Below are 11663 nucleotides of genomic sequence, written 5' to 3' on the forward strand. Positions count from 1 at the left end.
GGCATTACCTTGATGTTCATGGCCCGTTCTCCCGCGACACCGTCCCAGAAGCTGACCAAGCCCGTCCACACGCCCAATCCCGGTCTCAGCGAAGCGCCCGTCGCCTTCGACCACGGTCGTGCACCCGCCTTCGCGCCCGTGAACGGACCGCGCCTGACGCCCGAGGAGGCGCCCGCCGCCCCCGCCGACTGGGTCCCTCACCGCCCCGACCGGCCGACCAACAAGAAGCGCATCCCCTTTCGGCTGGAGACGAAATACCAGCCCGCCGGGGACCAGCCCTCGGCCATCGCCGAACTGGTCGCCCAGGCGGATGAGGGCGATCGCGAACAGGTGCTGCTGGGCGTCACCGGCTCGGGCAAGACCTTCACCATGGCGAAGGTGATCGAACAGACCCAGCGCCCGGCCCTGATCCTGGCCCACAACAAGACGCTGGCGGCCCAGCTCTATTCCGAGTTCAAGGCCTTCTTCCCCGACAACGCCGTCGAGTATTTCGTCAGCTATTACGACTACTACCAGCCCGAGGCCTACGTCCCGCGCACCGACACCTACATCGAGAAGGACTCGTCGATTAACGAGCAGATCGACCGGATGCGCCACGCCGCCACCCGCGCGATCCTGGAGCGGGACGACGTCATCGTCGTCGCCTCGGTCAGTTGCATCTACGGCATCGGCTCGGTCGAGACCTATACCGCCATGACCTTCGGCCTGAAGGTTGGCGACCAGATCGACGAGGCCAAGCTGCGCGCCGACCTGATCGCCCTGCAGTACAAGCGCAACGACGTCCATTTCGAGCGCGGCATGTTCCGCAAGCGCGGCGACACGCTCGAAATCTTCCCCGTCCACCTTGAAGACCGCGCCTGGCGCATCAGCCTGTTCGGCGACGAGATCGAGGCCATCGACGAGTTCGACCCCCTGACCGGCAAGAAGACCAATGCGCTGGACGAGGTCACCGTCTACGCCGCCAGCCACTACGTCACCCCGCGCCCGACGCTCAATCAGGCCGTCAACGGCATCAAGGCCGAGCTGAAGGAGACGCTCGACTGGATGGTCGAGAACGGCAAGCTGCTGGAGGCCCAGCGGCTGGAACAGCGCACCCGTTTCGATCTGGAGATGATGGAGGCCACCGGCTCCTGCGCCGGCATCGAGAACTACAGCCGCTGGCTGACGGGCCGCGCGCCCGGCGAGCCGCCGCCCACCTTCTTCGAATACATCCCCGACAACGCCCTGCTGTTCGTGGATGAGAGCCACGTCACCGTGGGCCAGATCGGCGCCATGTATCGCGGCGACTACCGCCGCAAATCGACCCTGGCCGAATACGGCTTCCGCCTGCCCTCGGCCATCGACAACCGCCCGCTGAAGTTCGAGGAATGGGACGCCATGCGGCCCCAGACGGTCTTCGTCTCGGCCACCCCCGGCGCCTGGGAACTGGAAAAGACCGGCGGCGTCTTCACCGAACAGGTCATCCGCCCTACCGGCCTGATCGACCCCCCGGTCGAGATCCGTCCCGTCTCCGGCGCCACCCGCAACCAGGTCGACGACGTCATCGACGAGGTGAAGGCCACCGCCCGCGCGGGTTACCGCTCCCTGGTCACCACCCTGACCAAGAAGATGGCCGAGGACCTGACCGAATACATGCACGAGCAAGGGGTGCGCGTCCGCTACATGCACTCCGACGTCGACACCCTGGAACGGATCGAGATCCTGCGCGACCTGCGCCTGGGGTCGTTCGACTGCCTGATCGGCATCAACCTGCTGCGCGAGGGCCTCGACATCCCCGAGTGCGGCTTGGTCGCCATCCTCGACGCGGACAAGGAGGGCTTCCTGCGCTCGGAAACCTCCCTGATCCAGACCATCGGCCGCGCGGCCCGCAACGTCGACGGCCGCGTCATCCTCTACGCCGACCGCATGACCGGCTCGATGGAGCGCGCCATCGCCGAGACCGACCGCCGCCGCGAGAAACAGCAGGCCTACAACCTCGAACACGGCATCACGCCCGAGACGGTCAAGCGCGACATCAAGGAGATCCTCGACAGCCCCTATGAGTCCCGCGACCTGGACCGCCTGACCCGCCCCGGCGTCGCCGAGGAGGCCAAGCCCTTCGTCGGCTCCAACTTCCAGGCCGCGCTCAAGGATCTGGAAGGTCGGATGCGCGAAGCCGCCGCCAACCTCGAGTTCGAGGAAGCCGCCCGCCTGCGCGACGAGATCAAGAAGATGAAGCTCCTCGACCTCGAATTCGCCAACGAAGCCCTCACCGGCGCGGGCGAGGAGGTCGACAGGTCAGCCCCCAAACGCTGGCGCAGGGAAGCGGCGGCCGAAAAGGCCGAGGCGTTCAGGAAGGGGCGCTGACGCCCCTCCCCTTCACTCGTTTCAGTTCCCCTTGGCCCCCGAGGTGTGGGCCGGGCCGCGGAAGACGGCGTTGAGGAACAGCGGCTTCAGCCCTTCCAGGAAGGCGCGCATGGTGACGTCCTGGGTGAAGGCGACGACCTGACCGCGACCGACTTCGGACGCCATCGCGACGGGCTTGTAGGCCAGCTGGCGGCGGTTCTCGGCCCACAGCTGGCCAGACGCCAGCACCTGATCCGGGCCGGCCAGACGCACGACATTGGTCCCCTGATCGCGGGCCAGCGGCGCATAGATGTCCGAGCCGCGCACCATGACGCTAAGCGTCGGGGCGACGCCTGCACCCAGCCAGTGTTCATTGTCGACCACGGCGCTGGCCAGGACGCCAGCGACAGGATCGGGCGCTCCGCCGTGGTGGCCGGTCAGGGCCAGGTATTCGGCGTCGGTGGCGATCTCGCTGCCGCCGTCCTTCTTGTCCTTGTCGCCGTCGCCGGAGACGGCGCTTTCCCGGCGGCTGTCCAGCAGCTTGGAATCGGGATCGGTCAGCAGGCGACTGGCCGAGCCGACGCCGATCAGGACGCCGCCCGACTGGACCCACGCGCGCAGGTTGGCGACGCCGCTCTCGCCGAGGATCTGCTCATAGTTTCCGCCAGACGGCAGGATCAGCACCTGGTAGCGGGACAGGTCGGCGTTCGCCAGGCGGCGGGTGCGCACGGCCGTGACGGGCCAGCCATATTCGCGCTCCAGCACATGGCGGATGGAGCCGGCGGACTCCGGCTCGGTCGGGTCGTCCCAGGCCATGGCGACGCGCGGGGCGGCGATGACGGTAGCCTTGTCCGAGCCGACGCTGGGACCGCTGGAGACCCACGACGTCGCCAGCGGCGTCACCTGGGCGCCGCTGCCTGCGGCCAGACGGCGGACGCGCTCGTCCAGGTCGGCGGGCGACCCGGCGCGCGGCACGATGAAGGTCCCGCCCGGATAGGCGCGGCCGTCCAGGGTGAAGGGCTCCTCGACGGAGCGGACCGGCAGCTTGTCGGTCAGGGCGGCGGTCAGGAAGCGCATACCCGCCGTGCCCGGATGGATGGCGTAGCCATAGGTCGCGTCGCCCTGAGCCACGGCGGCCGGGCGGATCAGTTCCGGGCCGACGGCGGCCGTCTGCACCGACGGAGCGCCGGTGCAGCGCTGGCTCGGCACGTTGAACAGAAGCGGCAGGGACCAGCCGGTCAGATCATAGATCTCATCGCCCAGACCGCGCGCGCGGCGAGCCTCCTGCTCGGCCAGGAATTTGGGGTCCAGCGGCACGTCTTTCGCCAGCAGGGTCTCGGCCATGCGGCGCTGGGGTTGGGCCAGGTTCACGACGTAGTCGCCCGCCTGATAGCTCTGGCCGCAGGCGGAGAAGGCGGCGGTGGCGCGTCCGACCTCCAGCCCCGAACGGACCAGCAGTCCCGCCAGCTTGTCGGCGGCGGCCGGGTCCGCGGCGGCGGAGCGCGACAGGACATAGGCGCCGCGTCCGCCCGAAATCCCGTCGCGGTGGAAGGCGTAGAAGTCGCTGAGCAGCTTCTCGCGGTCGCGGGCGGCGGTCTCGATGGTCGACAGGGTGGCGGTCAGATGGCCTTTGACCGTGTCGGCGTAGGTCAGCATCTCGCCCGACGACCGGCGCGCCAGCAGACCGCGCGACGATCCCTGCTCATAGGTCATGGAGACGGCGCCGAAATAGGCCGGCCAGCCGTCGCCGTAGCCGGGATAGAAGGCGTCGAAGGTCTCGCGCGTGAAATAGTCCAGCCCGGCCTGATCGAAGCGTCCGGCGGTGTTGCGGCCGAACCGTTCGCGCGCGTCGAGGATCGGCGGATAAATCCACGGGTTCAGCGGCTGGGCTTCGGGCGGGAAGAAGAAGCTGGAGTCGGTGCCCATCTCGTGGGAATCGACCACCACCTGCGGGCGCCATTCGCGGATGAGAGCCGAGTGGCCCTGCGTCTCCGGCTGGGACTGGATGAACCAGTCGCGGTTCAGGTCGAACAGATTGTGGTTGTAGCGGCCGGACGGCCAGGGCTCGGCCCGCTCCGCCGACAGGGGATCGCCGTTGGGCTGGGCGCCGAGGCCCGCCTCGAAGCTGTTGATGAAGCGCTCGCGTCCGTCGGGGTTCTGGGTCGGGACGAAGACGACCACGACGTTCTCCAGCCAGCCTTGCGCCTCGGCGTCGAGGCTGTCGGTCAGGCGACGCGCGGCCATGATGGCGGCGTCGGCGGGGCTGATCTCATTGCCGTGGACCGAATAGGCCATCCAGACGATGGCCGGGGTGTCGTTGATCAGGGCACGGGCCTGCTCGGGGCTGGTCTTGCGCGGATCGGCCAGGGCGTTGGTCGCGGCCTTGATCGCGTCCAGCCGGGCGATGTTGCGCGGCGAGCCGACGGCGGCCCAGAACAGCGGGCGGCCTTCCCACGACTGGGCGTAGTCGCCCATGACCATGCGGTCGGGGTTGGCGGCGCGCAGCGCCTCGAAATAGCGGCGCACATCAGCCGAGCGGGTGATGCGCTCGCCGCTGTCATGGCCGACGACGGCCTGTAGCGCGGGCGGCGTCTGTTGCGCCAGGGCGGGCGCTGCGCCCAGGGCCAGGCTGAGCGCCAGCAAGGAACAGGCGGCGCGGCGACGATACGACATTCAGAATACTCCCCCTACAGACCGCCGAACTTAGCCGTGCAGGCGCCGCGAAGGAAGCGGCCACGACAAAACCGCAGGATCATCGCGCGGCGCCGTCATGTCCGAAAACCGCGAGACAGGGCGGCGTCGAAGGCGCAGGGTGCGGCTATGGAAAACGCCCGCGACAGTCTGGATCAGGAGGCCTGCTATCGGGCGGTCCTGACGCGCGACCCGCGCTTCGACGGGCGCTTCTTCACCTGTGTGAAGTCCACCGGAATCTACTGCCGCCCAGTCTGCCCGGCGCGGACGCCCAAGCGCGAGAACATGCGCTTCGTCATCAGCGCGGCGGCGGCCGAGGAGGCGGGCTTTCGGGCCTGCCTGCGCTGTCGGCCGGAAACCGCGCCCGACATGGGGGCGTGGCGCGGCACCTCCAACACCGTCAGTCGGGCGCTGAACCTGATCGAGGCAGGGGCGCTCGATGAGGGCGACGTCGACGCCCTGGCCGCGCGGCTGGGGGTGGGCGAGCGGCACCTGCGTCGCCTGTTCCGCCAGCATCTGGGCGCCGCCCCGGTCAGCGTGGCCCAGACGCGCCGCGTCCTGCTGGCCAAGGCCCTGATCCACCAGACCGACCTGCCGATGGCCGAGGTGGCGATGGCGTCCGGCTTCGGCAGCGTGCGGCGCTTCAATGAGACGTTTCAGGCCCTGTATGGACGACCGCCGTCAGCGCTGAGAGCGCGGGCTGAACGACCGTGGGATGGAGGCGTGCGGCTGAGCCTGCCCTATCGTCCGCCCTATGAGGTCGAGGCCATGTTGGCCGCACTGAAGGCGGACGGCGAGACGGTCGAGGACGGCGTCTGGCGCCGCGTCCTGACCCCGGCGACGGACGGGGCGACGGGCGAGGTTTCGGCCCGGTTCGAGGCGGGCGACCGGCTGGCGGTGACGGCGGCGCTGGACGATCTGAAGGTCTTGCCGGGGGTGCTGGCGCGGGTGCGGCGGCTGTTCGACCTGTCGGCGGACCCCGAGGCGATCCGGCGCGACCTGGCGGCTGACCCTGTGCTGGCGCCGCTGGTCGAGGCGCGGTCGGGCCTGCGCCTGCCGGGCGTCTGGAGCGATGAGGCGGCCGACATGGCCAGCGACCGGCTTGAGGACGAACGGCTGGCGGGGCGGGCCGAGCGATGGCGGCCCTGGCGGGCCTATGGCGTGCTGCACCTGCGCGAGGCGGGGATCGACGGCATGACGATCATGGAGAACGACGATGAAAAAGACGCAGCCTGAAGCCTTCACCCTGGACCGCATCGCCACGCCGGTGGGCGAGGTGCTGCTGGTCACCGATGCGGACGGCGCCGTGCGCGCCTTCGACTTCACCGACTATGAGGCGCGGATGATGAAGCTGCTGGCCCGTCACTATGGCGAGGCGCGGCTGACGCCGGGGCGGGCGCCGGAGGCGGTGCGGAACGCCGTGGCCGCCTATTTCGACGGCGATCTGACGGCGCTGGATGGGCTTGAGGTGAAGACCGGCGGCACGGACTTCCAGCGCGCGGTCTGGGCGGCGCTTCGGACCATTCCGGCGGGACGGACCTGGAGCTACGGCCAGCTGGCCCAGGCCATCGGCAAGCCCGCCGCCGTGCGCGCCGTGGGCCTGGCCAACGGCGCCAATCCGATCGGCGTCATCGTGCCCTGCCACCGCGTCGTCGGGGCTGATGGAACCCTGACCGGCTATGCGGGCGGGCTGGAGCGCAAGCGCTGGCTGTTAGCGCACGAAGCGTCGCAGGAGGGAACAGGACAGGGGGCGTTTGCGCTGGACTGACAGCGCCCTCCCTTTCGGCGCTCATTTCTGGAGTCTGATGATGAACCTGCCCAACGGGGCCCTGGTCGCCGTCGCCGACGGCGAGAAGCTGAGCCTGTTCCGCAACACCGGCCACAACCTCGACATCCAGCTCAAGCCGATGGCGACGCCCGAGATCCCCGAACGCCTGTCCGGCGCGCCGGGCCGCCGCTCCAGCGACGCCAACCCCGACAACGACACCCAGGCCGAGGACGGCTTCGCCATGGGCGTGGCCGAGGCGCTGAACCACATGGCCCTGACCAACAAGATCGAGGCCCTGGCCGTCGTCGCCGCGCCCAAGACCCTGGGCCAGTTGCGCAAGCATTGGCACAAGACGCTGGAAGGCCTGCTGGTCGGCGAAATTCCCAAGGCCCTGGCCGGCCGACCGGCCGAAGAGATCGCCGAGGCGATCAGCCGGGCGTAGCCGTTCAGGCCGCCCCGTCCAAGAACAGGCGGCAGGCCGGGTTGTCGGTCTCGTCGACGTAAGGATAGCCCAGTTCGTCCAGAGCGGCGCTCAAGGCCGCCGCCTGGTCTGGCGGGACGCTGACGCCCGCCAGCACCCTGCCCGCGTCGTCGCCGTGGTTGCGATAGTGGAACAGGGTCAGGGCCCAGGCGGGTTGAAGGCTGTTGAGGAAGCGCAGGAAGGCGCCCGGCCGCTCGGGGAATTCGAAGCGCAGCAGCCGCTCGTGCGGCAGGCCGATGGTGCGCCCGCCGACCATGTGGCGGACGTGGAGCTTGGCGGTCTCGTTGTCGCTCATGTCAACGACGGAATAGCCGTCGGCGGTCAGGCGCCTGAGCAGGCTTTCGCGCTCGGCGGCGCCGTCGCGCAGGGCCACGCCGACGAAGATCTGGGCCGTGCCGTCGCCGGACCAGCGATAGTTGAATTCGGTGATCGAGCGGCCGTCGAGGCTCTGCAGGAAGCGGTGATAATCCTCGCGCCGGTCGGGCATGGAGACGGCGAACAGGGCTTCGGCGCCCTCGCCGATCTCGGCCCGCTCGGCGACGTGGCGCAGGCGATCGAAGTTGACGTTGGCGCCCGAGTTGATCGCCACCAGCGCCCCCGATCCGGGGTTGCGCGCGGCCCAGGCCTTCATCCCGGCCAGGGCGACGGCGCCTGACGGCTCGGCCACCGCGCGCACGTCGTCGAAGATGTCCTTCACGGCGGCGCAGACGGCGTCGGTGTCGACCAGCACGATCTCGTCCAGCAGATCGCGGCACAGGCGAAAGGTCTCGTCGCCCGCGCGGCGAACGGCCACCCCGTCGGCGAACAGGCCGACCTGATCCAGATCGACGACGCGCCCGGCCTCGATAGCGCTTTTCATCGTCGGGGCCTCGGCCGGTTCGACGCCGATGAGGCGCGTCTCGGGCCGCAGGAAGCGGACGATGGCCGCCACCCCCGCCGCCAGCCCCCCGCCGCCGATAGGGATGAAAACGGCGTCGATCGGATCGGCGTGCTGGCGCAGGATCTCCAGCCCCACCGTCCCTTGCCCGGCGATGACGTCGGGGTCGTCGAAGGGGTGGACGAAGGTCGCGCCGGTTTCCTTTTCCAGCGCGCGGGCGTGGGCGTAGGCGTCGTCAAAGCTCTCGCCATGCAGCACGACCTGGCCGCCCAGCCCCCGAACCGCCGCCACCTTGATGCCGGGCGTGGTGGTCGGCATGACGATGGTCGCCGCCGCCCCGCGCTTCGCCGCCGCCAGCGCCACCCCCTGCGCGTGATTGCCCGCTGAGGCGCAGATGACGCCGCGCGCCAGCTCGGCCTGGCTCAGGGCCGCGATGCGGTTGTAGGCGCCGCGGATCTTGAACGAGAAGACCGGCTGCAGGTCCTCGCGCTTCAGCAGGGCGGGGCGCCCGATCCGCGCCGACAGCCGCTTCAGCGGATCGAGGGGGGTCTCCTCGGCCACGTCATAGACGCGGGCGGTCAGGATGCGGCGGACGGTGTCTTGCACGATGATCTCGGTCAGGCGTCAGAAAAAGAAACGAAGCGTGTGCCCGTCTAGGCCAGACCGAACCTTATGAGAACGAAAATTGCGCCCTTCCCTGCTGATCTAAAGCGTCTTCTCCAGAACCACGAAGGCCAGGTCGCGCGTGCGGGGCAGGCCGAAGCGGGGGTCGTCCATCGGGAAGGGGCGGGTCTCGCCGGTCAGGCGATAACCGCGCCGTTCGTACCAGGCGATCAGCTCGGCGCGCTGGCGGATGACGGTCATCTCCATGCGCGTGGCGGCGAAGCGGGCGGCGGCCTCGGCTTCGGCGGCCTCGATCAGCAAGCGGCCCAGACCGCCCGCCTGACGCGCCGGATCGACGGTCAGCAGGCCCAGATAGGCCAGACCCCGCCCCTGATCCGCGACCTGAACGCAGCCGATCAGGGCGCCGTCGACCTCGGCCAGCAGGATGATCCGCGAGGCGTCGGCGAGGATGTCGCGCAGCTCCGCCTCGTCGGTGCGCTGGCCCTCCAGCAGGTCGGCCTCGTGGGTCCAGCCGGCCCGGGCAGCGTCGCCGCGATAGGCGCTTTCGATCAGGGCGCGCAGCGCCGGAACGTCGTCCGGCGCCGCAGGTCGAAAGACCGGGCCGTTCAACGGCGCGCCCGGCGCGAGGCGGCCTTGGGCGCATCCGCGCCCAGTTCGGCGATCAGGTGATCCATGCCGTAGACGTCGCGCAGGGCCGTGGTCACGGCCTGGGTGGTGACGATCACGCTGCGGTTGACGTTGCGGTCATAGCCATAGGCGTTGCGCTGGGTCAGGACGGTGGAGTCGAAGTTGGCCCCGATGATCTCGCCCTTGGCGTTGACGGCGGGGGAGCCCGACGAGCCGCCGATGGTGTCGGACGAGACCGCCATGTTCATCACCGCGTTCGGGTCGATGCGGTCCTTGGCGGCCAGCAGCTTGGGCGCGACGTTGAACGGCTCGGCGCCGGTCGCCCGGTCCCACAGGCCAGCGAAGGTGGTGAAGGCGGGGATGCGCTGACCCGGCACGTCCGTGCCTTCGACCCGGCCGTAGGTCAGGCGCAGGGTGCCGGTGGCGTCCGGATAGACGGCGTCGCCGAAGACGGCGAAGCGGGCGGCGGACAGCTGTTCCGAGGCGCGGTCGGTCGGCGCCTTGACCGTATTGTCCCACTGGCTGCGCACGGCGCGGGCGTCGGCGTCGATGGCCAGGACGTACTGGATCAGCGGATCGGTCGAGGCCTGAACGGCGGGCAGGCCGCCTTCCCACAGGGCGCGGCGCACGGCCGGATCGGCCAGTTTAGTGCCTTCGACCAGACGGGCGGACAGGCCCTCGGGGCTCTCCTTGCCCAGCAGGGTGCGGACGTAGGGGCTATCGACGGTCAGCCATTCGCGCGTCTTGGACAGCCACCATTCCAGACGGATCTGCTCCAGCTCGGGATAGGTCGGGCGCGCGGCGAAGAGGCTGGACTGCACGCCCGGCAGGCGGCTGTCGGCGAACTCGGGCAGGCGCTGATCCGACGGCTTGGCGCGCTCCTGCGCCCCGCGCACGATGGCCCGCGCCCAGCTGAACAGGGGCGAGCCGCCCGCGACCGAGGTGGTGCCCATGCCGGTGCCGCCTTCCAGCAGGGCCATCGGGGCGTAGAGCTCGCGCGCGATCGGCTGGATCTGCGCCAAAACGGCCCAGGGATCGCCGACCTCGGCCGACAGGGCCTCGTTCTCGGCCACGCCGCGACGGAAAACGGTTTCCTGACCGGCCAGTTGATCCATGAAGGCCGGGTCGATCAGGGCGGCCATCCGGCCGCGCCCGCGCTTATAGGTGTTCTCGACGCCCGACAGCGGATCCATGGCGATGAAGGCCTGATCCTCGCCCTCTTCCGAATAGCGGATCAGACGCCCGCGCAGCTCCGACGCGATCAGCTGATCCAGCGGCAGGACCACGTCGCGGATGGTCATCAGCTGGGCCTGCGTCAGCAGACGCTGGGTCGAGCCGGGGTTGCCGGTGACGAAGACGGGCTCGCCCTCGGTCGGCTTGTTCGGGTTCCAGGTGAAGTGGGTCGGGGTCGCGGCGGGCTTGCCGTCCTCATACAGGCGGATGAAGGCGGCATCGATGGCGAAGCGCGGGAAGGAGAAGTTGTCCAGATCGCCGCCGAAGGTCGCGGCGCGGTCTTCCGGCGCCCAGGCCAGACGCACGTCGGAGTATTTGCGGAACTTGTAGAGTTTGAACTGGCCGCCGCGATACAGGCTGACCACCTGACAGCGGATCTTGGCGTCGTCGCCGCAGGCTTCGGTTTCGATGCGGCCGGCCTCGGCCTCGCGCGCCTGGGTGTAGGCCTGACCGTCCAGACCGGCGCCCGCCTTCTGGACCCGCTGGGTGACGTCGGTGATGTCGGTCAGGATTTCCGCCGAGGCGCCGGGGCATTGCAGCTCTTCCTCGCGGCTCTTGGGGGTGAAGCCGGTCTCATTATACTGAAGCTGGGGCGTCGACAGGTTGGCGACGCAGGACGAGACGCAGTGGTTGTTGGTCATCACCAGCCCCTCGGCCGAGATGACCCCCGCCGAACAGCCGCCGAACTTCACCGACGACAGGCGCACGCGGTCCAGCCAGGCCTGATCGATGTTCGTGCCCAGCGTCTGGTTGGCGCGGGCGATGGGGAAGTTGTCATAGGTCCACATGCCCTCCTCGGCCTTGGCGGAAGAGGCGGCGGCGAAGGCCAGGACGGCGGCCGAGGCGAACAGCATGTGACGCATGAGAAGCTCCTGATTCAGACTCCGGCGAGGAAAAAACAGAGTCTAATTCGTCTGAATAGTCTGAAATCGGCAGGAAGAAAGCTAGCAGGCCGATGCGTCAGACGGGGGCGTAACCTTTCCTCCCTATCGCATGGCGATGGGGAGGTGGATCGGCGGCGAAGCCGACGAGACGGA

Annotated in this window: 8 protein-coding genes; 4 read left to right on the forward strand and 4 right to left on the reverse strand. The window is 69.4% G+C overall.

The features are described 5' to 3' along the window. The first annotated feature begins 18 nt into the window (after nucleotides 1-18). A complete protein-coding gene (gene uvrB, locus H556_RS0106735) occupies nucleotides 19-2346 on the forward strand; it encodes an excinuclease ABC subunit UvrB (protein WP_419185422.1) in 2328 nt (775 codons plus the stop codon). Between the two features lie 21 nt (nucleotides 2347-2367). Here uvrB and H556_RS0106740 read toward each other — a convergent pair whose 3' ends face one another. Further along, nucleotides 2368-4998, reverse strand: coding sequence for a M14 family metallopeptidase (locus H556_RS0106740; RefSeq protein ID WP_024353714.1), 2631 nt, complete (start codon nucleotides 4996-4998; stop codon nucleotides 2368-2370). 147 nt (nucleotides 4999-5145) lie between these two features. Between H556_RS0106740 and H556_RS0106745 the strand changes: the two genes are divergently transcribed. From H556_RS0106745 to H556_RS0106755, 3 genes are read left to right on the forward strand one after another with little or no spacing between them, the layout of a single operon-like run. Beyond that, a complete protein-coding gene (locus tag H556_RS0106745; protein WP_024353715.1) occupies nucleotides 5146-6252 on the forward strand; it encodes a bifunctional transcriptional activator/DNA repair enzyme AdaA in 1107 nt (368 codons plus the stop codon). Continuing rightward, complete coding sequence (locus H556_RS0106750) at nucleotides 6233-6784, forward strand: methylated-DNA--[protein]-cysteine S-methyltransferase (RefSeq protein ID WP_024353716.1); 552 nt, start codon at nucleotides 6233-6235, stop codon at nucleotides 6782-6784. The genes H556_RS0106745 and H556_RS0106750 overlap by 20 nt, the downstream gene beginning before the upstream one ends. A gap of 37 nt (nucleotides 6785-6821) precedes the next feature. Beyond that, entirely contained in the window at nucleotides 6822-7226 is a 405-nt protein-coding gene (locus H556_RS0106755) for a host attachment family protein (protein WP_035302822.1), read from the forward strand. Nucleotides 7227-7230: 4 nt separating this feature from the next. On the opposite strand, the gene ilvA is transcribed toward H556_RS0106755, so the two are convergent. The 3 genes from ilvA to H556_RS0106770 all read right to left on the reverse strand — a co-directional run bounded on the left by ilvA (nucleotide 7231) and on the right by H556_RS0106770 (nucleotide 11489). Then, nucleotides 7231-8748: a threonine ammonia-lyase, biosynthetic gene (gene ilvA / locus H556_RS0106760; protein ID WP_024353718.1), complete on the reverse strand. Its 1518-nt coding sequence runs from the start codon at nucleotides 8746-8748 to the stop codon at nucleotides 7231-7233. Between the two features lie 99 nt (nucleotides 8749-8847). After that, nucleotides 8848-9375, reverse strand: a complete 528-nt coding sequence (locus tag H556_RS0106765; protein ID WP_024353719.1) for a GNAT family N-acetyltransferase — start codon at nucleotides 9373-9375, stop codon at nucleotides 8848-8850. Next, entirely contained in the window at nucleotides 9372-11489 is a 2118-nt protein-coding gene (locus H556_RS0106770) for a S46 family peptidase (protein WP_024353720.1), read from the reverse strand. Before H556_RS0106770 ends, H556_RS0106765 begins: the two co-directional genes overlap by 4 nt. Between the last annotated feature and the right edge of the window lie 174 nt (nucleotides 11490-11663).

This window comes from Brevundimonas naejangsanensis DSM 23858, from assembly GCF_000421705.1.
In the GTDB taxonomy this organism is placed as follows: domain Bacteria; phylum Pseudomonadota; class Alphaproteobacteria; order Caulobacterales; family Caulobacteraceae; genus Brevundimonas; species Brevundimonas naejangsanensis.